Consider the following 23,358-nt stretch of genomic DNA (forward strand, 5'->3'; position numbering starts at 1 on the left):
GATCTTCGTCTCGCGCTGTTCCCGCACCGGACGTGGCCGGTTTTAATCGACCAGGCGTCCCCCCCCGAACGCTCCTCGTGGCATCCACAGAGATCAATCTAACACCCATCCGTATGCTCAAATATCTGCTCCTAAAACGTTATGGTCGAAACAAAAAATACTCACAAAATAGACTGCAGGCAACTTTTTCGACCGCCTGAGCGTTTTTATAGGATGTTTTTAATAAATTGATAGAAAAAATAGAAGCTGTAGCTTAAAACTGCAAAACCGCTTATAAACAATATGACTTGTCTACGTTTTCTAGTTAACCATCTTTCGCCTAAGTGTAATAAAAAGGCCAGCAGAACAAACCATGCCAGTGCACCAGCAATGACAGCTAAAGGATAGGTAAGGTTCATCGTGTTGGAGGAATCCATGACAGGCGTCAACAACCCCACCCACCAAAGGGCTGTAAAAGGATTGAACGTTGTGATGGCAGCCCCTGTCCAAAATGCTTTAAGAAAATGCCTCTTAGGTAAATAAGATGCGGGACCTGATTGTTTATTTACAACACCTTCCACCGTTTTCATTTCTTTAAAAATTCCTACGGCCACATAAAAAAGGACGAAGCTTCCAAGCAGCCATAGCAAAGTAATGACGAAAGAGTTCTCATTCATAAGGGGCATCAGCCATAGTAAAATAGCTGCAAGCACTACAGCATCTCCAACAACGGCCCCAACTCCAACTGATAACGAAGAAGAAAATCCATATTTCGCACCATGTTTAATCTCTTCCCCGTTACTTGGGCAAGTCGGAGAGGAAGCAAACCCTATAAGAAATCCGCTTAGTAATATATGAAGCATCGTTTTCACCCTTTCAATTCTATAATTCGAAAAATATCGAAATATTAATCAAAAAATTATTGTCCTCCTTTCGTCTGTTCAAAAAATTCAATTAATCCGTTCACCGAATGAAGTTCCACCCAGCATTCGATGCTCTTTCCTTTACGCTCCATTCGAATGAGGCCGGCATGACGAAGTTCTTTTAGATGGTGAGACACGGTGGAAGGGACGATCCCGAGTCCTTCTCCTAATTCGCCTACCGTCATCCTCATCTCTTTCTCTGTGCTTAATTCTCCCGGGAAGCAGTTTTTTGCAAGGTAAAGAAAAATATTTAACCGGTGAGGGTTGGATAAGGCTTTAAACTTTTCACTAAAATCTTCTACGTTTACATTATTATAGTTCGACATGTTTCGAATTGTAAGTGATAGGCTGGTAAATGTCAATGGAAAGGGCTGAGTTTTATTTTTTATTTGGAAAGCTATACACTATAGAAAGGGATGGGAGGGGATGTATTGCCAAAGAAGTTTGTGATTCTTTTCGTCATTGTGTTCGCGGTCGGCTGTGTGATCGATTATGTCCGCTTTGAACATGTCAGCTGGGTAATGAATCTGATCCAGGCCTTCTTTTTTACCCTTGTTTACAGCCTGATGCTGCGATTGTTCGGAGGTACAAAATCTAATGCTAAGAGATAAAGGAGATGGGGAAGGTGTCTAAAAATCAATGGGATGAGCGTTTTGCTGAAGAAGGATTTGTTTATGGAACGCAAGTGAATGAATTTGTGAGGGAGAAGGCCGCTGTTCTGCCTGAAAGTGCGAAGGTGGCATGTTTTGCAGAAGGCGAAGGACGAAACGCTGTTTTTTTAGCGACTCAGGGTCATGAAGTGACGGCCTACGATCAGTCGCAGGTTGGGCTGGACAAAATGAGCGAGCTTGCCCGTAAGCAAGGGGTAGGAGTTATGCCTGTACAGGCTGATTTAACGCAAGAGGAAGTCGGAACATTAAACAATGATGCTGCAGTCATGGTATTTGGCCATGTGCCGAAATCGGGCCAGCCTTTTCTTATGAAAAATCTCTTCACTTCAGTAAAGCCTGGAGGATATATTTTGGTTGAAGTGTATTCCGAAGCACAGCTGGACTACGGCACGGGCGGCCCGCCATCAAAGGAGCTGCTTTATGATCCCGCTGATGTTCTTCGCTGGGTCGAAGGCTGCAAAGTGCTTCACTTTTATTACGGGGAAGCTGTACGTCATGAAGGGGACAGGCATACGGGACTTGGTCATGTGATTCAAGTAGTGGCGCAGAAGTCGTGATAGCCTAGCGGCCAGCTCATTTGAAAGCTGGCTTATCTTTGGTTCCTCCGGTACAAATCCAGCGTTTTATACCTTTTCGATAAAACATCCACCATCTGCTGGAATCGTTTCTGACGCGTTTTCTCCTGCTTTGCGGAAAAAATCTGCCGTGCCCAGTCTTTTTGATAACCCGGCGTCAGTGTTTCATAGAAGGTGAGCTCTTCGGGGTGCTCGCGGAGCATTTTTTTAACTTCTCCAATTTTATCTTCATAGTCTGCCACACGCTGACTGGAAGCGGACGAGGGAGCGGCTTTTGTTTTCTCACGTTTTAAGCCAGTGACGGTAAACACATCGTCCATACTGACCATTCGTGAGAATTTTATATCGCTCCCTTCCACATACCGGTCATCTCCAATCGATAGCGCTGGAAAAATTTCGTCCCGGTGCACATGCGTCTCATAACGTTTGTTGCCTTTTTTCGGATAAGCAAAGAAAAGATAGCCGCCTTCTAGCAGCAGATCCTTTTGAATAATGTGCTGCGTATAATCTTTCATTTCTTCCACTGTTTCTATGAAAATAAAAATACCATCGTGCTGCTGTGAGAGATCAGACGAGCAGGCGGAAAACAGGTCATAATCAGCAGGCTCATTGAGTACAGTGAGCGTTGAATACTTGTCGAGCTTCAATTTATCGATAATGGTCATGGGCCTGGCTCCTTATATAGATTAGTAAAATTATAACAGATTTATGATTTTACCTTTCCTTCATTTTGAAAATTTTTCTTACAGATTTCGTCAAAATAAGATATAATGGTGAGTTAGAGAGCACAGAATGATGGGGGTACATATGAATAGGAAGCAGAGAAAAAGCAAGCAAAGAAGAAAAGTTCGCTGGGGTAGAGTCTCATTGGTTTTCATGGCATTATTGATCGCGGGCGGGGGAACGTGGATCTATTATATTTATCATAATTTAAAAAACACGGTCGATCAGGACGTCCATGAATCGGTCGCTTCGATAGATAATGAGATTACGAAGGGCAAGGTGAAGGATCAGGAGCCGTTAAACATCCTTTTGCTCGGGGTCGATGAAAGAGCCAACGACCGCGGGAGGTCAGATACGATGATCGTACTGACACTTGACCCGAATAATGAACGGATGCAGATGGTAAGTATCCCGAGAGATACGCGTACGGAAATCATCGGCCGTGGAACAACGGATAAAATTAATCACTCGTATGCTTTTGGCGGCAGTGATATGGCTGTGAATACGGTAGAGAATTTTCTCGATATTGAGATTGATTACTTTTCTACGGTCAATATGGAAGGGCTGGAGCAGCTCGTGGATTCTGTCGATGGAGTTACCGTTGATAATGATCTGGCGTTTTCAAATGGACGCTTTGACTTTCCTGAGGGTGAGCTTTATTTAGATGGGCGCGAAGCACTGGCGTATGTAAGAATGAGAAAAGACGATCCTCAAGGCGATGCCGGGCGTAACGAACGCCAGCGTCAAGTCATTGAAGGTGTTCTTAGTAAAGGGGCAAGCTTCAGCAGCATGAATAAATTTCATGATATTTTAGATGTGTTAGGCGACAATGTCAGCACCAACATGGATTTCTCTGATATGCGCACGCTCGCTACCGATTATCGCGGTGCCAGAAAAACGATAGATACGTATCAGGTGGAAGGCGATGGAACGTATATCGGGGATGTGTGGTACCTGCTCGTTCCCGATGGTGAAGTTCAGAAAGTACACCATATGATTAAGGATTATCCAGATAAGTTATAACCGAAACCTGGGATAAAACTGAATAAAGCATAAAATAATCCGAACGATTTTACATAAATCAGTTCGGATTATTTTTTGTCAGGCTTTGTTATGTTGATATTTATAGAAAAACACCTTAAAAATGAATTTCAGTTACGTTTTATTGTCTTATGGAATTAACGCACCCTGAGATTATTTTTTATCTTTTAGTTCTAAGAGGATAGGTAGTATATTTAACATGATAGAAACAATTGTCAAAAACCATAAGGCCTTTTCCATAGTAGGTACAACATCCAATAAAGCTGCCCAATCTTCACTTTTCACCCAATTAGATACAAGGCTATATTCTGCACAAAGTGTGAATGCTGTAAATGATAATCCCATTGCCATCGCAAGTTTATAATCTTTTCCTGTATTATACATAGAAAGATTTAAAAAAGTTGCCACTATGGCAATAAGTCCAAATATTAACCACATCATTATGCCCCCATTATTTTTATATTTATCTACAGTAAACTTAGATAATCTAAGTAGGTTTCCACACTTGGAATTAAATTCCCTTTTATTATCATATCATTCATTATTTCTCTGATGGTGGAGGTTTTCTCACACTTGAAAGCACGCTGGGTAATGGTCCACACCGTTTTCCACAGCATGGATTCTAAAGGCACGCCAAGCATCGGTGCCTGACATATTCTCGCTGCTCTACTCATGCCCCAATCTTTTTTTGAAGAGTGAAACAGGAATTTAACCGCTTTGTGTCACATCCCGGGGAATCCTAGAAAACGGGAGGAAATGTATGTAAAAAAAGGTAGAAACAATAAGACCATGGTACGATTCTCAATTTTCTGAAATTAGAATATAGTTAAGACGTTGAAAAAATATACATACCGGGAGAGTGGAAAGTTGAGTGTGAAAAAGTTTTGGTCCATGGTGTTGATTGCAGTTTTATGTACAGGCCTGTTTACCGCATCACCAGTTCCGAGTGTGTCGGCGGAACAGTCAACCAAAGAACACGCACATAGCGAAGGTCCGTTTGACTTAGCTGTCGCAAACGAAGAACGACTAATCGAAATGCTGAAGGAGCGCGGAGATATTCCTAATAAAGCATCTCCAGAGGAAGCGCAGCAGGGATTAGAAGAATTTTTGAAAAAGAAATCGGACAGCCTCAAAGAGCTGGATGACGATGGCGAGCTGAATGACGAAGAACAGAAGATTGAGGAGGAGATAAAAGAAAAACTGAAAAAAGGGAATAAAAACAAAGGAAAGGACAAAGCGAAAAAAGGGAAGAAGAACCTTGATTCCGTTGTAGAGGAGGACTATGACGGCGATATCCGTACCGATCAAGTGCTCGTCCTGTTAATGGAATTCCCGGATTTTAAAGCCGATCAAATTAAGTCAGAGGATACCGACATGTATTATGAAGAATACGTAAAAGAACACTACGAGGATATGATTTTCGGCGATGAAGGGTATGAAGGGCCCGATGGCGAAAACCTCGTATCGATGAAGCAGTTTTATGAAGAACAGACCAGTGGAGCGTACACCGTTGAAGGAACGGTAGCTGGCTGGTACGAAGCTGAACATCCAGCCTCTTATTATGGAGCTAACGATCCTGAACCGGATGGAAGTGATAAGAACCCGCGTGCTCTTGTGAAAGAAGCCTTAGCAGCTGCAGCAGCGGACCCTGATTTGGATTTATCTCAATTTGATCAGGAGGATCGTTATGATCTGGATGGGGATGGTAATACCCGCGAGCCGGATGGGCTCGTCGATCATTTAATGGTCGTTCATTCGTCCGTCGGGGAAGAAGCGGGTGGCGGTCAATTAGCGGGAGATGCGATCTGGTCACACCGGTGGAATCTTGGCGGAGTATATGCGATTCCTGGAGCACCACAAGCTGAAGTGGGTTACTGGGGCGGTGGAATGGCCGCTTATGATTACACGATTGAGCCAGCCGACGGAGCAGCCGGCGTTTTCGCTCATGAGTATGCCCACGATCTCGGCCTCCCGGATGAGTACGACACGCAGTATTCCGGTGCCGGAGAGCCGGTAGCCTACTGGTCGATTATGTCGAGCGGCAGCTGGGCCGGGGACATTCCAGGCACAGAGCCAACGGGATTCAGCGCCTGGTCGAAGGAATACCTGCAGGCGGCACACGGCGGCAACTGGCTGAAATATGATGAAGTAGATATCGAGAACATTGATAAAAAAGGAATGGAGGTCCTGCTTGATCAGGCGAATACGAAAGGAACCAATTTAGATGCGATGCGTATTAATCTTCCGAATAAAGTGAGTGTGGTCAATACGCCGTACAGCGGGGAGTATCAATATTTCAGCGGCAGCGGAAATAACCTTGATCACTCGGCTGAATTTAAAGTGGACTTAACGAATGGAGGAGGCGGACTCAGCTTTAAAGCGTGGTACGACATTGAAACCGATTGGGATTATGGATCGGTCCAAGTGAAAGAAGAGGGTTCCGATGAGTGGGACGCTATTCCTGGTAACATTACGACTGACACTGACCCGCATGATCAGAATCCGGGTCACGGCATCACAGGTACATCCGACGGCTGGGTGGATGCCGTGTTTGATTTAAGTGATTATGCCGGTAAGAACATAGAGGTGAAAATTAATTACTGGACAGACGTAGCAGCTATTAACCCTGGTCTTTACGTGGACGACATTCGGGTAACCGCTGAAGGGACAGATACTGATTTACTTTTTGATGATGCAGAGGGAGAACCGAAAGTTACGTTAGACGGATTTACGAAAGACACCGGGGTGAAAAACTCGGAACACTACTATTTACTTGAATGGAGAAACCATCAAGGGGTAGATAAAGGACTTGGAAACATCCGCCGCGGCGCCAGCTTAATGTCTTATGATCCGGGCTTGGTCATCTGGTACGCCGATAATAAATATAGCGATAATTGGACAGGCTTCCACCCTGGAGAAGGCTATCTAGGGGTGGTCGATGCTGATCAGAAGGGAGTTTTCTGGGATAATGGAGACGCAGCATCCACTCGTTTCCAGGTGCACGACGCCGCTTTCAGCCTGCGGCATGATGAAAAAATGTTTATTGACTACCGTGACACGTTAGGAGGGACGATCGAAGATAAGCACAAACAGTTTGTGAAAAAATTCGATGATAGCAAGAACTACTTAAACAAAGCGCTGCCGGATGCCGGACGCAACGTACCGAACTATGGGTTGAAGATGGAAGTTACGGGAGAAGCGAAAGATCGAACAGTTGGAAAAGTTACAATTAAGAGAGATTAACGATAAACGAGCATGGAAGCGGTTGAGCTTCCATGCTCGTTTTTTATTTTAAATGTAAAATGTCAGAATAAGCGGATCAATTGGCAGAAAAATATCTTATAATGTCAGAATTATTCATCCAAATGTCAGAAAAACAAGCTCAAATGTCAGAAATAACCCTTGAAATGTCAGAATGAATACAAGTCCTCGCTCCTATATAGTACTTCTCTACTGGAAAAAATTATGATAGTATGACATTTCACTAGTCATTACCGTTTCATAGTTAAATAGAGGAGATGGACAAATGAACAAACGAATGATTCTAGCCATGATAATGCTCGCTTTGCTCTTGGCAGGCTGCGTAAAAGGGGATTTTGCAGTAAAAATTAATAAAGATGGCAGCGGCGTTAACACCATTACGATAGGAGTCGAAGAAGTCACATTCGCTCAGTTTGGCGGAGACGAGGGAATGCTGGATGAAACAAATCAAGATTTAGAAGCACAAGGATACACAATTGAAGAGCTTGATGAAGAAGGCTACATAGGCATTACGGCGACAAAGGAATTTGAAGATGCAGGAGAGATGGACTTTATTCCCGATACCGATACTATCGACCAGGCCGACATGGATGCTTCTGCTGCGGAGGAAGACATCAACTTTTCAGTAGAGGAAGGATTTTTTACTGACACGTATCGACTCGAGGGTTCTTTTGATTTAGAAGGAGCGTTTGATTTAGGCGGTGTCGAGCAGATGATCGCGAACCAAATGGATCTTACCTTTACCCTTGATCTGCCGATTCAGGCGAAGGAGCATAATGCTGATGAGGAAGACGGCAGCGTACTGGCCTGGGACATTAATCCAACGGGTAGTAATGACATTATGGTCGAAGCGGATGCTCCGAATGTAAGGAACATTATCATAGTTGGAGTCGCAGCGCTTGCGGTGATTGGCGTTGTAATTTTTCTAGTGATGCGTAAAAAAGGGAAGCCAAATAAGGAGGGACAGTAATGAAGGTAGTAACGAACAAATATTTTATCAGTGCTTCGATTGTACTTGTGACGCTGCTGCTCGTCGTAAGCTTTTTACTCATGACGAGCAGCTATTTCAATACGAAGGAAATTAATAGATTTACTTCTCAATGCTACGACCATGGGGGAGAAGTCATCCTTGAGATTCATAATAATTTCACTAATGATTATTCATTTGAATGTAAAAGGTAAAAAACATTGACAAAGTTACCGTAGCCGGCGTATAAATAAAGCATACCATTCTGCAACTATGGTATCTAAAAGGAGATTGTTTTATGAGTGTGTATGTTCTTAACTAATACGTAATTGTATAATCCTTGCCCGTTCCAAAAACACCTGATCAACAGGTGCTCTTTGTGTTGAACGAAAGCAGGGGTAGTTAAGAACAGGCATACCCGATGATCAAAGGGAGAACTATGACGCGCCTGTCGTAGTTCTTTTTTTATCTTTAATCTGCAGAATGGTTGGTTGAGCAGCCACAGCAGGGAGGAGTATATCCGCCTGCTGTGGTTTTTTTGTATGTAAAAATAAATAAAGGAGAATGACCATTGAATAAACAAGCGATTCACAAATTAGGGTTTGATCAGATCGTGAAAGAAATCAGCTCTTATGCGTTAACGAATAAAGGAAAACAAACGATTCAAGCATTAGAACCAATGACGGAGCGGAGGCGGATCGAACGGTCGTTTCAGGAAATTAAAGAAGCCGCTGCGATTCTTACCCTCAACTCAAGCGTTCCGATTTATTCGCTTGATTCCGTCACTCGATCTTTAGAAGAAGGAGAAAAAGGGAGGTACATCCGCGTGGAGGCCCTCAGCCGTATGATCGAATTTCTCGATCACTGCCGTAAGCTGAAAAAGTTTATGGACGATAAAGGGTATGCGGCCCCTACGATTTCCGTTTACGTCGATTCAATGGAGGACCTCACAGAGCTTGAGGAAGAGCTGCGCCGCTGTTTAAAGAATGGGCAGATTGATGATTACGCGACAAAAGCGCTGCTTAAACTGCGCAGAGACCTGCAGCAGGAGCAGACAAAACTGAGAAACCGGGCGCAGGAGCTTTTGAAAAAACGCGCGTCGGTTCTGCAGGAGCAGATGATTGTTGAGAAAAATGGACGACTCACCCTTCCGGTGAAAAGAGAGCACCGTCAAAAGTTGAAGGGGGCAGTGATGGACCAGTCGTCCTCAGGTGCCACGCTTTTTATCGAGCCAGCGGAGCTTGCGGATCGGCAGGCATCCATTGAGCAGCTGAGATTTTCTGAGCAGCATGAAGTGGAACAGATTATGTACTATTTAACAGGCCTCGTCCTTGAGCATAAACCGGCGATTCAGCTTGCCATTGACGTTATGCACCAGTACGATGTGATTTTTGCAAAAGCGAAATACGCAAAAGTGATTGCCGCTCATCCTCCTCAGTTAAATGAAGACAACGTCATCTCGCTCATTGATGCACGGCATCCGCAGCTCGGTCAAGAAGCGGTCCCTTTAACGATTACCATGAAGGAAAAGGATCAGGCTTTAATGATTACAGGGCCGAATACAGGTGGTAAGACCGTTACGCTGAAAACAACAGGCCTGCTGACGATGATGGCCCAGGCCGGATTATGGATTCCGGCAAGCGCAGCGTCCAATGTAATGATTTATGACGACATCTTTTGCGATATTGGCGACGGGCAGAGCATTGAAGCCAACTTAAGCACGTTCAGCTCCAGACTCGTCAATATTATTGACATTCTCCGAAAAGCGGGGTCGTGTACACTGGCTTTAATCGATGAGATTGGCTCAGGAACGGAGCCGAATGAAGGCATGGGTCTGGCCCAGGCGATTTTAGAGCAGCTTGTTGAGAAAAAAGCAAAGCTTATGGTAACGACGCATTTTACCGAGATGAAGGAGCTTGCGAACAAACGCGAAGATTTTATCAATGGATCGATGTCATTTGATTTAGAAACGCTGCAGCCGACGTATCGACTCGTGATCGGCGAAGCAGGAGAGAGCCAGGCCTTTCAAATTGCATTAAAGCTCGAACTCCATCCATCCATTATTGAGCGGGCTCATGAAGTCACCTATCAGGAAAAGGGAAGCTATGCTGTAGAGGAGTCCCTTTTGAAGAGCAATGAAATGAAACAGCAAATCATCGTGAACCGTTATGTGAAAAAGAAACCAGCCGCTCCTAAAGAGAGCGCTGTGACTCACTTTAACATGGGTGACAACGTGAAAGTGAAAGCGACAGGAGAAACGGTGATTGTTTATAAAGGACCGGACGAAAATGGCGACTATATCGTGCAGCAGAAGGGAGAAAAGCTGAAGATCAATTATAAACGTCTAGAGCTCTATATCCGTGCAGAAGAGCTATACCCGGCGGATTACGATTTTGATATTATTTTTAAATCAAAGGAATATCGTAAAGTGAGGAAGCAGCTCGATCGTAAGCATGTCGAGGGGCTGACAATTGAGGATGAGGACTTTAAGCGTTAATTAAAAACCAGCATGCGATGAATATAAGTAGGAAGATTCCGACGCCGAGCATACTGTAGCCATACCCTTTCCATTCGGAGACCTTTTCTCCTTTCCATCGTTTAAGGTCCGGATAAATGAGGCCGATCCCCCAGAGGGAGAGAGTACCGATCATCATTAAAAAAGCAATTAGGATTTCCATGAGTTCACTTCCTTTGTTATTAAATAGACAAGTGAGCTGAAGATGAAACATGTTTTAACTCAGCTTGTAGAGAAGCCTTCGCTTTCTCTTCTATAAGAGTGTCGCCGTTTCCTGAAACCCTTTTTCACCAGTCAGAGATGATGCTGTTTCATCTGCATAATTTTCTGAAAATGACTATTGACTTTATCTCGTACCTTGTGTATATTATTTACAATTATAGAAAAGCCAAGAAGAGGACACGGGTTATGTGCAGCGGTTGAAAGAGAGGGGAGAAAAGGTGAGAGCTCCCTAGCCTGACGCAGATAGCTTACCACCTCGGAGCTGTGCTGGGGAAGCTTGAGTAACCAGCATCGTCCTCGCAACGTTATTGCGCCAATTAAGCGGTACCATTTCAGTGGTATCATTTGGGTGGAACCACGGGTTATGTTTCCAACGCACTCGTCCCTTTTTATAAGGGATGGGTGCGTTTTTTAATGAAAAATACATAGCGTAGATGAGGACAATAGTTTTTCTGACCGGTTAACAGAGAGGGGTGAGGGCTGAGATCACCCTAACGCAGGAGAATCACTTACCCCCTTGGAGCTGCACTGGTGAAGGAATAGTAATCAGTGCCGTCTTAACGACGATACCGTTAGTAATGAAGCCGCTTCGTCTTAGGTTTGGACGGGCGGAAAATTGGGTGGAACCACGGGTAGAACACACACTCGTCCCTGTTTAGGGAGAGTGTGTGTTTTTTATTTTGAGGTGTAGTTAAGCCGAATTCAAAAGGAGTGGTTCACATGAATGAAGAGAAAGTGCTTGTAAAGTTCCCTGATGGAAGCCAGAAGGGTTATCAGATAGGGGTGAGTCTTGAGGAGATAGCCGGATCGATTAGTTCGAGTTTGAAAAAGAACTCCGTAGCCGGCAAAGTGAATGGGGAACTGTATGATATGAAACGTAGCATCGGGCATGATGCAGAAATCGAATTGTTTGACCTTCATTCGCCTGAAGGCTTGGAAGTCATGAGGCATTCAGCCGCACATTTACTAGCCCAGGCTGTGAGACGTTTATATGGCGACGTTCATTTAGGTATCGGGCCGGTGGTGGAAAACGGATTTTACTATGATATCGATATCGTTCAATCTCTGCCAGCAGATGATCTGCCCCAGATTGAGAAGATGATGAAAAAAATTATTTCGGAAAACCTTGAAATTAGCAGGGAGGAAATTTCACGCAGAGAAGCGGAAATTCTTTTTGCCGCTGAGCCGTTAAAGCTTGAGCTCCTGCAGAGCATTCCCGTTGACGAAGTTGTATCGGTGTATCGCCAGGGGGAGTTCGTAGACTTATGCCGCGGCCCTCATGTACCGTCGACAAAGTACATTAAAGCTTTTCGGTTAACGCATGTGTCCGGTGCTTACTGGAGGGGGAACAGTGATAATCAAATGCTGCAGCGTATTTATGGTGCTGCGTTTGCCTCTGCCTCTGAATTGGAGGAATATTTTCATTTTGTCGAGGAAGCGAAGGAAAGGGATCATCGGAAGCTGGGCCGGCAGATGGAACTGTTTATGTTCTCAGAAGAAGCTCCAGGCATGCCTTTTTATTTGCCGAATGGTCAGGTGCTGCGTAATGAGCTTGCAGCGTATTTAAGAAAAGTCCAGCACCAATATGATTATGAGGAGGTCCGTACTCCAATTATGATGAATCAGCGCCTGTGGAAGCAGTCGGGCCACTGGGATCATTATAAGGAGAACATGTATTTCTCAGAAGTGGATGATCAAAATTTTTCGCTAAAACCAATGAACTGCCCGGGTCACATGATGATATTTAAAGATAAGCTTCATTCTTATCGTGACCTGCCGATCAGGATGGCGGAATTTGGTCAGGTGCACCGTCACGAGTTCAGCGGTGCTTTAAATGGGCTGCTTAGAGTACGTACATTCTGCCAGGATGATGCTCATATTTTTGCTGCAGAAACGCAGGTAGAGCAAGAGGTTAAGAGGGCTCTGCAATTAATTGATGAAGTATACAGCACGTTCGGTTTTCAATACAGCTTTGAGCTTTCGACTCGTCCGGATGATTATATGGGGGATAAGGCACTTTGGGAGGATGCGGAACAGGCTCTGGAAAATGTGCTGGGTGATTTAAATTACAGCTATAACATTAATGAAGGCGATGGGGCTTTTTATGGTCCTAAAATAGATATTCATATAAAAGATGCTCTCAATCGAAGCCACCAATGTGCGACGGTTCAGCTGGACTTTCAAATGCCTGAAAAATTTGACCTTTCCTATGTGAACGAGCGTAATGAAAAAGTGCGCCCTGTCATTATTCATCGTGCAGTATTTGGTTCGATCGACCGGTTTCTCGGTATTTTGATCGAGCATTTCGGCGGAGCATTTCCCGTCTGGCTCGCTCCTATTCAAGTGAAAGTAATCGGTGTATCGAACGAAGTCCACAACAAATACGTCCAAGAAGTTAAAGACCAGCTGAAGAGGGCGGGGATCCGCGTAGAAGCCGATAGTAGAGAAGAGAAATTAGGATATAAAATACGTGAGACTCAAATGAATAAAGTTCCTTATGTGCTGGTAGTGGGTGATCAAGAGATGGAATACCGGTCAGTTAATGTAAGAAAATACGGGCAGAAAGAATCCGAGAATCTTAAATTAGATGAATTTATACGTGCCGTTAATCATAAAATCACGGCTAGGAGTCTGAAACTCTAGGTATGCCGCGGTTGGTTCCTTTATCAGGAGCTGACCGTTTTTTATTGGCAAAAATTAGATTGCTTTTTCATAAGAAAAGGCTTACAATAAAAATATAATATCAGGTCATCTGATGACCTTACTTTTAAAAGAAGAGCAAGTGCTGGAGGGAGACCATATGCTGTTGCTGGTAGCGTTTAGTGCAATTATTACACCGTTTGTTTTTCTCGTTCTGTTGCGGATGTCGGCGAAAAAGGGGATGTTCTTCAGTGCGCTCATCGTACTTTCTTTAGCTTTTACAGTATGGGGAATGGATGCGGCAGTGATCGCTGCTTCCGTTCTTGAAGGTGCTCATAAGACGTTGACGATTCTGCTTATTTTATTCGGTGCGATTGTTCTGTTAAATACGCTGCGGCGGACAGGTGCTGTGGACCGGATTAATCAGGGGTTCCGCAGCATCTCTACAGATATGCGTGTTCAAGTAATTATTGTCGCCTTTTTGTTTGGTTCGTTAATTGAAGGGGCTTCCGGATTTGGCACACCTGCTGCGGTTACAGGGCCGTTAATGGTGGCCCTTGGATTTACTCCGATGGCTGCTGCGGCTCTTGCTTTAATAGCGGATAGTTCAGCTGTGTCTTATGGAGCGGTCGGAACGCCGATTCAAGTGGGGTTAAGCAACTTACCTGAGGCCGGGATTCCATTTTATAAAGAGATAGGAGCACAAGTCGCGTTTATCGATTTATTTGTCGGTACGTTCGTTCCATTTGTATTGGTGATTGTACTTACGCTGTTTTTTGGTAAAAGAAAAGGATTTAAAGATGCATTTGAATTATTTCCGTGGGCATTTTTGGTCGGTATTTCCTACACGTCTTCCGCGTGGCTGTACGCGACGTTGTTTGGACACGAATTTGTAGCGATTTTAGCTTCTTTGACTGCCCTTATTGTCGCAACTACGACTGCAAGCAAGGGGTTCCTGCTGCCGAAAAGAAATTGGCAGGACGCACTGGCGGAGGATGCGGAAGAAGTGAACGAGACGTCTTCCATGCCTTTAGTCACCGCGTGGTCTCCTTATTTAATTATTGTCGTCTTACTATTAGTCACACGCATCATTCCCGCCGTTAAAAACGCAGCAATGTCGTGGGTCGATCTTACATGGGTGAATATCCTTGGTGTGGAGGGCATTACATCGAAATGGGAAGTCCTTTATTCTCCGGGAACGGTGCTTGTCGCTGCCGCTTTACTTGCGGTCGCCATTCAGCGAGCCTCCTTCCAGCATTTTGTAAAAGCGTCAAAAGAGTCCGTACGGTCAATGAAAGATGCAGCGCTTGCGCTCGCCGCTACGCTTGCACTTGTTCAAGTGTTCACAAATTCCGGTATGAATGCACAAGATTTAGTAAGCATGCCGGAATATATCGCGGAAACACTGGCGGGAAGCTTTGGTCCGATGTGGATTTTAGTCGCTCCATTCCTCGGAGAGCTGGGCTCTTTCATTACAGGGAGTGCGACGGTCTCACAGCTTACGTTTTCCCCGATTCAATATAATATTGCACAAGCGACAGGACTAGATTCCAACACGGTTCTTTCTCTTCAGGTGATCGGCGCATCTGCAGGAAACATGATTTGTGTGCATAACGTAGTAGCTGCAGGTGCTGTCGTCGGACTTTCTGGAAAAGAAGGCGATATTATTCGAAAAACACTGGGACCGGCGCTTCTCTATGGTGCGGCAGCCGGAATTGCAGCCTTGGGAATAAGCTTGTTCATGTAATTTTTGCAGACGCTCTCTATCTCTCCTTTCCTTGTTATTTCCAGTTAAAGAGCCTACAATATAGTAAAACAGGTCATCTGATGACCTAACTAAAGTGTAAGAGAGGTCATAGTTGTGGAATACAAACCCGTTCGTTCGAAAAAAATTTATGAGCAAGTCGCTGATGCTCTGCTTGAATCATTAAAAGAAGGCGACTTGAAGCCGGGAGACAAGCTCGACAGCGTCGAACATTTAGCAAAAAGCTTTAATGTTGGTCGTTCGGCTATTCGTGAGGCCTTGAGTGCTTTACGGGCGATGGGCATTCTTGAGATGCGCCAGGGGGAAGGAACATACGTGAAAGCGTTCGATGCGTCCAGGTTTTCGCTGCCCGTCTCAGTAGCATTTTTAATGAAGCGTGAGGATGTGAAGGATTTGCTTGAGGTACGCCACGTTCTTGAAGTAGGGGCGGCAGGCCTGGCTGCGCTTCACTGTACCGAGGAAGACTTGCAGCCGATGGAGAATGCCCTTCTTGCAATGGAAGAAGCGAAAGGAAACGGCGAGCTGGGCGATCGGGCTGATCTTGAATTTCATGTCGCACTCGTGCAGGCGACGCATAATCAAATGTTTATTCATCTAATGAAGAGTGTCGCGGATATCATGGTGCAGGCAATGAGGGAAACAAGAAAGCTGCTTCATACCAAAGAGGGGACGGAGCGGCTGCTTGAAGAGCACCGGCAGATTTTTGCTGCGGTAGCCGAGCGTAATGAGCAAGGGGCAAAAGACGCCATGTATAACCACTTAAGCCATGTGGAAGCTTCATTAAACCAATATTTAAAAATTTAAACGAGGAAAGGGAGAGGGGCGGAGATGAGAGTATCTTTGTTCATAACATGTTTGTGTGACACGCTGACGCCGGATGTCGGGAAAGATACGGTGCAGCTGCTGGAACGGTTTGGCTGTGAAGTTGATTTTCCTCAAGGGCAGACGTGCTGCGGCCAGCCGGCTTACAACAGCGGCTACGTTAAGGAATCAAAGCAGGCGATGAAGCAGATGATTAGAGCCTTTGAAGCAAGTGAATATGTTGTTGGCCCATCGGGATCTTGTGTGCACATGCTGAAGGAATATCCGAAGGTACTGGACGATGAGCCTGGATGGAAGGAACGAGCAGAAACCCTCGTTCAGAAAACATATGAGCTGACCCAGTTTCTTGTCGATGTGCTTGAGGTAAAAGATGTTGGCTCGACTTTTCAAGGCAAAGCTACGTATCACCCTTCCTGCCATATGACCCGCCTGCTCGGGGTGACAGACGCCCCGCGCATTTTACTTGAGAATGTGGAAGGACTAGAAATCATCGACCTCCCGCTAAAAGAAGACTGCTGCGGATTTGGCGGTACCTTTGCCGTAAAGAATGCAACTGTCTCTGAGCAGATGGTTCATGAAAAAGCTGAACATATCACCGAAACGAAAGCCGAATACTTAATTGGCGGCGATATGGGCTGTCTTATGAATATGGGCGGACGTTTAAGGCGCAACGACAAGGACGTTAAAGTGCTGCATATTGCACAGGTGCTGAACAGTCAATAAGAAAGGAGTGGAAAGATGAGCATAAAAATTGGGAAGCAGACGTACGCGGAGCGGATTCAGGATGGCATAGACAATGCATTTATGCGGCAGGCGGTTTCTTCGGCGCAGGGGCGATTCCGGTCGGGACGTTTGAAAGCCGCGGAAGATCTTGGTGACTGGGAAGAATGGCGCACGCTCGGAGAAGAAATACGCAGCCACACGATGGAAAACCTCGATTACTATTTGCACCAGCTGAGCGAACAGGTGGAAAAGCGAGGCGGCACGGTGTATTTTGCTAAAACGGCAGAGGATGCGAATCAATACGTTCAGAAAATTGCTCGAGAAAAAGAAGCGAAGAAAGTCGTGAAATCAAAGTCGATGGTGACGGAAGAAATCGGCTTAAATGAAGCGTTGGAAGAGAGCGGGTGTGAGGTCGTCGAATCTGATTTAGGCGAGTGGATTCTCCAATTGGATGAAGATCCGCCTTCTCACATCGTGACCCCTGCCCTGCATAAAAACAAAGAACAAATTCGTGAAACATTTGTGGAGAAGAAAGGCTATACAGGATCGGATCAGCCGGAAGAGCTCGCCGCGTTTGCGCGAGAGCAGCTCCGGCAGGATTTTCTTTCAGCTGATATCGGTGTGACCGGGTGTAACTTTGCTGTGGCTGAGTCCGGTGCTGTCACCCTTGTAACAAACGAAGGCAATGCGCGTATGGTCACATCGCTTCCCGATACGCAGATTTCCGTTATGGGAATGGAGCGGATTGTGCCCACGTGGGAGGATCTTGAAGTGGTGGTTAGTTTATTAACCCGGGCCGCTGTCGGACAAAAGCTGACGAGTTATATTACGGCGCTGACAGGGACGAGACTGGAAGAAGAAGTCGATGGACCCGAGGATTTCCACCTTGTCATCGTGGATAATGGCCGCTCGAAGATTCTCGGCACGGAGTTCCAGTCGGCTCTGCACTGCATTCGCTGTGCAGCCTGCATTAATGCCTGCCCGGTATATCGCCACGTCGGCGGTCACTCATACGGCTCCATTTACCCTGGACCGATAGGCGCAGTGCTGACCCCGCTGCTTGACGGCTATGAAGATCATAAAGATCTGCCGTATGCCTCGACGTTGTGTGCAGCCTGCACCGAAGCTTGTCCGGTCAAAATACCACTTCACGAGCATTTAATCCGTCACCGGGAAATTATTGTAGAGCGCGAGAATATGGGATCAAAAGCAGAAGGCGTCATGATGAAGGGTTATGCAAAATGGGCTTCCACTTCAGCTGCCTACAAGCTGAGTACGAAAATGGCGCACACAGCTTTAAAGCCGTGGACAGAAGATGACTACATCTCAAACGGACCGGGACCGCTTAAAGGATGGACGGACTCAAGGGACTTCCCTGCTCCTGCCCGGCAAAGCTTCCGCAGCTGGTACAAACAACGGGAGAAGAGGAGGAATGACGGATGACCATTCATCACCGCGAGAGTTTTTTAGATGAAATTGCTGAGCAGCTCGGCAGGCCGCGGCGGACAGAAGTTGAACCGCCGGTCTACTCTGTGCAACCCCAGGATCGCGTGCTTGCAGGGGCAACGGCAGATGAACTCGTCGACGTATTGGAGAAGCAATGTGAAGTCATTCATACCAACCTGGAGAAAGCCACCGTTGAAACCTTACCCGAAGTTTTACGTGAGGTGCTGAAAGCTTATGACGTCCGTTCGGTCGTAGCGGCAGGAGGGCCTCGTAATCAAGTGAGCGGCATGGATACGTTTTACGATCAGTTAAGCGGCGAAGGCTATGAGGTGCGTGTATGGGATGAACAGGAAGGCCGGAGCAATGTGGAATTTGCCGAACGCGCCGGCGCCGGCATTGTGTTCAGTGACTTAACACTTGCCGAATCAGGGACCGTAGCGCTGTTTAACGATCGATTTAACGGCCGCTCGATCAGTCTTCTTCCTGAAACCTTTATCGCAATTGTTCCTAAAAGTACGCTCGTGCCGCGCATGACCCAGGCAGGTAGGCTGATTCACGCCGAAGAAAGCAAAGGAAACCCTGTGTCCTCCTGCGTCAGCTTCGTAACAGGACCGAGCAACAGTGCGGACATTGAGATGAACTTAATTGTCGGTGTTCACGGTCCTGTAAAAGCAACCTATATCGTTGTGGAAGATATGTAGTATGTTCCATCATAAAAAATCAGCCTTCGCATGGTGCGCGTCGGCTGATTTTTTTATTCATTTAAAACACTTTCCTCTAATACTTCGGACTTGTCTCCGTGCACCTTCTCTATGTGTCCTTCCCCCCAGGCGCAGAGAGAATCCAGTATACTTTGTAAGCTCCATCCATAGTCGCTTAATTCATATTCTACTTTCGGAGGTACTTGATTATAAATGATGCGGTTGATTACGCCGTGATCTTCGAGCTCGCGCAGCTGCTGAGTGAGCATTTTCTGCGTAATGTTCGGCATCAGGCGCTTCAGTTCACTCGTTCGTTTCTTCCCATAGGTTAAATGACAGAGGATCACACATTTCCATTTACCGCCAATCACTTCCAAGGTTGCTTCTACGCCTATATTGTATTTCTTTTTCTCCAATATATTTTTCCTCCTTCACAGGTACTAAAAAGTACCTATAGTACTTTAAGGTATCTATAGAACTTTAAAGTGCGTACTTCCTTTTATTTTAACTATAGATCATACTAACACTTGCCGGCAATAAAATATATCTTTTTAGGAGGAAAGTTCATGAGTGTTGATAAAAAGAGAAGCTTTCTCGGTCTTCTCGCTTTAGCGGTGAGTGCGTTTGCTATTGGGACGACTGAATTTATTAGTGTCGGACTTTTACCTCTCATTTCAGAGGATTTAAATATATCAGTGAAGACAGCAGGTTTAACCGTTTCGCTCTATGCTCTTGGTGTAACCTTTGGAGCGCCGATCCTGACATCATTGACTTCGAGGATGTCGAGAAAATCTTTATTATTATGGATTATGGTGATCTTTATTATCGGAAATAGTCTGGCGGCTGGAGCAACAAGTGTAGGGGTACTCCTTTTTGCCCGTGTCATCTCCGCTTTTTCTCACGGCGTATTTATGTCGATTGGGTCTACTATTGCTGCTAATTTAGTTCCGGAAAATAAAAGAGCGAGCGCGATTTCCATTATGTTTACCGGGCTGACCGTGGCGACTGTTACAGGGGTGCCTTTTGGGACATTTCTTGGTCAGCAGTTCGGCTGGCGAATCGCTTTTCTAACGATTGTCGGGATTGGGGTTATTGCTTTAATCGCCAACAGCGTTCTTATTCCATCGGGATTAAAAACGGGAGCTCGTACGTATTTACGTGATCAAGTGAAGCTTATTACGAATGGACGTCTGCTGCTCGTTTTTACCATTACCGCATTAGGGTACGGTGGAACATTTGTAGCGTTTACGTATTTATCTCCTTTATTACAGGAAGTAACAGGATTCAGCGCCAATACCGTTACCGTCATCCTGCTCGTTTATGGCATTGCGATAGCCATTGGAAATATGACAGGCGGGAAGTTGGCAGACCATCATCCCGTACGGGCGCTGTTTTTCATGTTTATCATACAGGCCGTCGTATTGTTTACCGTCTCGCTGACAGCTCCATTTAAAGCTGCAGGGTTAATCAGTATCGTCCTGATGGGGTTGTTTGCCTTTATGAATGTACCGGGACTTCAAGTATATGTCGTGACGCTTGCCGAACGTTTTGTTCCAAGTGCAGTCGATGTAGCCTCGGCTATTAATATCGCTGCTTTTAATGCAGGAATCGCGATTGGTTCGTATTTAGGCGGGATTATTACGGAATCTATTGGTCTTATTCATACAGGATGGATTGGTGGTGTGATGGTTACATCAGCTGTATTACTCACAGGATGGAGTTTAAAACTCGAGAATAACGATCGATTGCAGAGAAATTTTACAGAGAAAAAAGCTTGCTAAATTAAAGGAGGAAATGAAAATGAAACAAAATGTACAAGACACAACCACATTATCCAATGGAGTAAATATGCCGGGACTCGGTCTTGGAGTGTTTAAAGTAGAGGAAGGGCCTATCCTTGTGGAAGCTGTAAAATCGGCTATCCGCCACGGTTACCGCAGCATTGATACCGCAGCCATTTATGGAAGCAGGCGTCGGTCAAGGAATTGCAGAAGGACTTAAAGAAAATGGAGTCGATCGTAAAGATCTTTTTGTAACGTCAAAAGTATGGAATGACGACCTGGGATATGATGAAACGATCGCTGCTTTTGAAACGAGTCTTAGTAAGCTTGGATTAGATTATTTAGATCTATATTTAATTCACTGGCCGGTGGAAGGAAAATACAAAGAGGCGTGGCGTGCTCTTGAGACACTGTATAAACAAGGCCGGGTTAAAGCTATTGGTGTTAGTAACTTTCACATTCATCATTTAGAAGAGGTGATGAAGGACGCAGAGATCTCACCAATGGTTAATCAAGTAGAGCTCCACCCCCGATTGACTCAAAAGGAACTGCACGATTTCTGTCAAAAGCATGCGATTCAGCTGGAAGCCTGGTCGCCGTTGATGCAGGGGCAGATTCTAGAAAACGAGGTCCTTCAAGACCTGGCTGCTCGATATGGAAAAACAACTGCTCAAATTATTGTGCGCTGGAACTTGGAGAATGAGATCGTGGTCATTCCTAAATCAACGAAAGAACATCGTATTCTTTCAAATGCGGATGTGTATGATTTCGAACTGTCTGATGAAGATAGAAATCCAGACAACTTTGATTTTTAATATACACGGACTGGTAGAAAATTGAATAAAGCATAAATAATCCGAACGATTTTGTTAAATCAGTTCGGATTATTTATGTTGCATCGTATGCCGGGTACCAGGTACCGAAATTCACACTCAGCACTTCGCTCTTTTACAGCTTTCCGGTACCTGCTACCCTTATGCTAGTAAAAATAAGGGTATGGACGATACGGCTGATAGTTCACAGGCTGCTGGTACGGCATCATCTGAGGCTGCTTTTCACAATCCGTATAAGGTCCGATATAGGTGGTCGGCTTCACAGGAGCAGTTGTTTCTTTCCATTTCTTTTCATCCATGCAATACGTGTGAGCCATTACATTCGCCGGCGTGAATTTTAATATATCTGACCCGAGGATAACCTCCGGCGTATCGGCATCAAATATGGCAAGCAGATGTGTATTTTCCTTAGTTGCTGTTTCATAATGCCACCATCCTTTGGGGACATTCGCCACTTGCCCTGGCGTAATGGAGAAGTTAAGAATCTCCTTCGTAAAAGGGTTTAACATCGATACGACAGCCGCTCCAGATATACAGTAAACCAATTCAGCGGCATTTTGATGGTAGTGAGGCTCAACGACGTTGCCTGGACTTAAGAAGATATCTAACAGCGATACATTTTGCAGCGTATTTAATTGCTGAATGCCTAAAATATTAATATAGTTTTGCTGATCTTTTACAAAAAGCGGACTCTGATTGACGTCAAACGTAAATTGGGCAGATGGGGACGTATAATCAATAGAAGAGCTCATTCTAATTTCCTCAATTCTTACTTATTATTTAAAATCTTACACTCACCTTCACTAAATCCTGTATACTTCCATCCTTAGCACTTCTCGTATAGACCCACAATTCCCCGGAAGGAGCAGCAGGCAGGCGTTCAAAATTCAAAGATTCAGAGAACGAACCATAGGAGGGACCGCCGGCAGAGGTTTGACCTGCTGTTTCTCGAATAATGTTCTGGCCGCTGCTGTCTTTTAATTGATAGAGAATACTGCCTTCAAAAGCACGTGCGTATCCGCTTAACGTTTGCCCATCGCGCACCTTACTTCCGGGAAAAGGGCGGAGAACGATCATATTTCGCGATGATGGATAGGGAATGATTAATTGATAGCCTGGAAAGATCACGTCGGGAGAAAAGCCGGGCCGGTTTTGATTCGCTTGAAGAACGGCAGATAGAGAGAAGCCAAGCTGCTGAGAAATGCTGTTTAATGTATCGCCTTGCACGACTTCATAGATAAAAACAGGAACACGAATCACCTGGCCGATGTAAATAAAATCAGGGTGTTGGATTTCAGGGTTTAATCCTTGAATTAAATCGGTACTCGCTGAATAATTTTGTGCAAGTTGATAGAGTGTATCTCCCTGGCTGATAATTTGATTGACTTGATTATGATGAAAAACGGGAATGACGAGGACCTGCCCTGGATAGATGAGACCGGGATCGGTAAAAGGCGGGTAGAGGGCATTAGCCGATTCGATTAAAGGAACTTGACTCCCCAGCCTTGCCGCAATGGAATATAACGTATCGCCCGGCTGAACCGTATAAATAAAAAAAGACCGATCAACAATTGCCATCTGCTTCACTCCTCTGTTTTCAGAGCTGTATGCTCCATCGTATTCGTTTCTTGACATAGAGGTGAGGAAAGAGTCCAATGAGTTCAAAAAAACCGCTGCCAAGAGGGGACTGCTGAAAAACTGAAAACGGTCTGTATGGTTTTATGTCCATACAGACCGTTTTGTCTTAAGGAAACATATATATTTGAAAGC

Annotated in this window: 22 protein-coding genes and 1 pseudogene; 15 read left to right on the forward strand and 8 right to left on the reverse strand. The window is 45.1% G+C overall.

What is annotated here, in order from left to right:
* Positions 1-206 precede the first annotated feature (206 nt).
* Positions 207-842 (reverse strand): LysE family translocator, encoded by a 636-nt coding sequence (locus ACGTNH_RS01150; RefSeq protein WP_394584450.1) that lies wholly within the window; start codon positions 840-842, stop codon positions 207-209.
* Positions 843-898: 56 nt separating this feature from the next.
* Positions 899-1,228 (reverse strand): ArsR/SmtB family transcription factor, encoded by a 330-nt coding sequence (locus tag ACGTNH_RS01155; protein ID WP_394584451.1) that lies wholly within the window; start codon positions 1,226-1,228, stop codon positions 899-901.
* A 105-nt stretch (positions 1,229-1,333) separates the two neighbouring features.
* Here ACGTNH_RS01155 and ACGTNH_RS01160 point away from each other — a divergent pair, with 105 nt between their 5' ends.
* Positions 1,334-1,513, forward strand: coding sequence for a hypothetical protein (locus ACGTNH_RS01160; RefSeq protein WP_394584452.1), 180 nt, complete (start codon positions 1,334-1,336; stop codon positions 1,511-1,513).
* A gap of 14 nt (positions 1,514-1,527) precedes the next feature.
* Complete coding sequence (locus ACGTNH_RS01165) at positions 1,528-2,130, forward strand: class I SAM-dependent methyltransferase (protein WP_394584453.1); 603 nt, start codon at positions 1,528-1,530, stop codon at positions 2,128-2,130.
* Between the two features lie 32 nt (positions 2,131-2,162).
* Here ACGTNH_RS01165 and ACGTNH_RS01170 read toward each other — a convergent pair whose 3' ends face one another.
* Positions 2,163-2,813 (reverse strand): YdeI/OmpD-associated family protein, encoded by a 651-nt coding sequence (locus ACGTNH_RS01170; protein ID WP_394584454.1) that lies wholly within the window; start codon positions 2,811-2,813, stop codon positions 2,163-2,165.
* A gap of 142 nt (positions 2,814-2,955) precedes the next feature.
* Here ACGTNH_RS01170 and ACGTNH_RS01175 point away from each other — a divergent pair, with 142 nt between their 5' ends.
* Positions 2,956-3,894: an LCP family glycopolymer transferase gene (locus ACGTNH_RS01175; protein ID WP_394584455.1), complete on the forward strand. Its 939-nt coding sequence runs from the start codon at positions 2,956-2,958 to the stop codon at positions 3,892-3,894.
* A gap of 171 nt (positions 3,895-4,065) precedes the next feature.
* Here the strand turns inward: ACGTNH_RS01175 and ACGTNH_RS01180 are convergent, their stop codons facing one another.
* Complete coding sequence (locus ACGTNH_RS01180; protein ID WP_394584456.1) at positions 4,066-4,350, reverse strand: hypothetical protein; 285 nt, start codon at positions 4,348-4,350, stop codon at positions 4,066-4,068.
* Between the two features lie 435 nt (positions 4,351-4,785).
* On the opposite strand from ACGTNH_RS01180, the gene ACGTNH_RS01185 reads away from it, so the two are divergent.
* The 4 genes from ACGTNH_RS01185 (at position 4,786) to ACGTNH_RS01200 (ending at position 10,637) form a co-directional block, all read left to right on the forward strand.
* Positions 4,786-7,155, forward strand: coding sequence for an immune inhibitor A domain-containing protein (locus ACGTNH_RS01185; protein ID WP_507161308.1), 2,370 nt, complete (start codon positions 4,786-4,788; stop codon positions 7,153-7,155).
* Positions 7,156-7,438: 283 nt separating this feature from the next.
* Positions 7,439-8,143 (forward strand): LppM family (lipo)protein, encoded by a 705-nt coding sequence (locus ACGTNH_RS01190; RefSeq protein ID WP_394584458.1) that lies wholly within the window; start codon positions 7,439-7,441, stop codon positions 8,141-8,143.
* Positions 8,143-8,355 (forward strand): hypothetical protein, encoded by a 213-nt coding sequence (locus ACGTNH_RS01195; RefSeq protein WP_394584459.1) that lies wholly within the window; start codon positions 8,143-8,145, stop codon positions 8,353-8,355. The genes ACGTNH_RS01190 and ACGTNH_RS01195 overlap by 1 nt, the downstream gene beginning before the upstream one ends.
* 356 nt (positions 8,356-8,711) lie before the next feature.
* Positions 8,712-10,637 (forward strand): endonuclease MutS2, encoded by a 1,926-nt coding sequence (locus ACGTNH_RS01200; RefSeq protein ID WP_394584460.1) that lies wholly within the window; start codon positions 8,712-8,714, stop codon positions 10,635-10,637.
* On the opposite strand, the gene ACGTNH_RS01205 is transcribed toward ACGTNH_RS01200, so the two are convergent.
* Complete coding sequence (locus ACGTNH_RS01205) at positions 10,627-10,818, reverse strand: hypothetical protein (RefSeq protein ID WP_394584461.1); 192 nt, start codon at positions 10,816-10,818, stop codon at positions 10,627-10,629. The genes ACGTNH_RS01200 and ACGTNH_RS01205 overlap by 11 nt on opposite strands.
* Before the next feature lie 779 nt (positions 10,819-11,597).
* Between ACGTNH_RS01205 and thrS the strand changes: the two genes are divergently transcribed.
* From thrS to ACGTNH_RS01235, 6 genes are all read left to right on the forward strand, one after another.
* A complete protein-coding gene (gene thrS / locus ACGTNH_RS01210) occupies positions 11,598-13,520 on the forward strand; it encodes a threonine--tRNA ligase (RefSeq protein ID WP_394584462.1) in 1,923 nt (640 codons plus the stop codon).
* A 157-nt stretch (positions 13,521-13,677) separates the two neighbouring features.
* Positions 13,678-15,264, forward strand: a complete 1,587-nt coding sequence (locus tag ACGTNH_RS01215; protein ID WP_394586098.1) for an L-lactate permease — start codon at positions 13,678-13,680, stop codon at positions 15,262-15,264.
* A gap of 114 nt (positions 15,265-15,378) precedes the next feature.
* A complete protein-coding gene (locus ACGTNH_RS01220) occupies positions 15,379-16,086 on the forward strand; it encodes a FadR/GntR family transcriptional regulator (RefSeq protein WP_394584463.1) in 708 nt (235 codons plus the stop codon).
* 24 nt (positions 16,087-16,110) lie between these two features.
* Positions 16,111-16,827, forward strand: a complete 717-nt coding sequence (locus ACGTNH_RS01225; RefSeq protein ID WP_394584464.1) for a (Fe-S)-binding protein — start codon at positions 16,111-16,113, stop codon at positions 16,825-16,827.
* Between the two features lie 15 nt (positions 16,828-16,842).
* Positions 16,843-18,270, forward strand: a complete 1,428-nt coding sequence (locus tag ACGTNH_RS01230) for a LutB/LldF family L-lactate oxidation iron-sulfur protein (RefSeq protein WP_394584465.1) — start codon at positions 16,843-16,845, stop codon at positions 18,268-18,270.
* 89 nt (positions 18,271-18,359) lie between these two features.
* Positions 18,360-18,974: a LutC/YkgG family protein gene (locus ACGTNH_RS01235; RefSeq protein ID WP_394584466.1), complete on the forward strand. Its 615-nt coding sequence runs from the start codon at positions 18,360-18,362 to the stop codon at positions 18,972-18,974.
* Between the two features lie 53 nt (positions 18,975-19,027).
* Here the strand turns inward: ACGTNH_RS01235 and ACGTNH_RS01240 are convergent, their stop codons facing one another.
* A complete protein-coding gene (locus ACGTNH_RS01240) occupies positions 19,028-19,390 on the reverse strand; it encodes a winged helix-turn-helix transcriptional regulator (RefSeq protein WP_394584467.1) in 363 nt (120 codons plus the stop codon).
* Between the two features lie 150 nt (positions 19,391-19,540).
* Between ACGTNH_RS01240 and ACGTNH_RS01245 the strand changes: the two genes are divergently transcribed.
* The gene (locus ACGTNH_RS01245; RefSeq protein WP_394584468.1) at positions 19,541-20,755 is read left to right on the forward strand and encodes an MFS transporter; all 1,215 of its coding nucleotides are present in this window, start codon (positions 19,541-19,543) and stop codon (positions 20,753-20,755) included.
* Positions 20,756-20,774: 19 nt separating this feature from the next.
* Positions 20,775-21,570: pseudogene (locus ACGTNH_RS01250) on the forward strand (aldo/keto reductase).
* A gap of 164 nt (positions 21,571-21,734) precedes the next feature.
* Here the strand turns inward: ACGTNH_RS01250 and ACGTNH_RS01255 are convergent.
* Both ACGTNH_RS01255 and ACGTNH_RS01260 read right to left on the reverse strand, forming a co-directional pair.
* On the reverse strand, positions 21,735-22,340 hold the full coding sequence (locus tag ACGTNH_RS01255; RefSeq protein ID WP_394584469.1) for a cupin domain-containing protein: 606 nt from the start codon (positions 22,338-22,340) through the stop codon (positions 21,735-21,737).
* A gap of 28 nt (positions 22,341-22,368) precedes the next feature.
* The gene (locus ACGTNH_RS01260) at positions 22,369-23,166 is read right to left on the reverse strand and encodes a LysM peptidoglycan-binding domain-containing protein (RefSeq protein ID WP_394584470.1); all 798 of its coding nucleotides are present in this window, start codon (positions 23,164-23,166) and stop codon (positions 22,369-22,371) included.
* Between the last annotated feature and the right edge of the window lie 192 nt (positions 23,167-23,358).

Source organism: Halobacillus sp. B23F22_1 (genome assembly GCF_043497005.1).
Lineage (GTDB): Bacteria > Bacillota > Bacilli > Bacillales > Halobacillaceae > Halobacillus_A.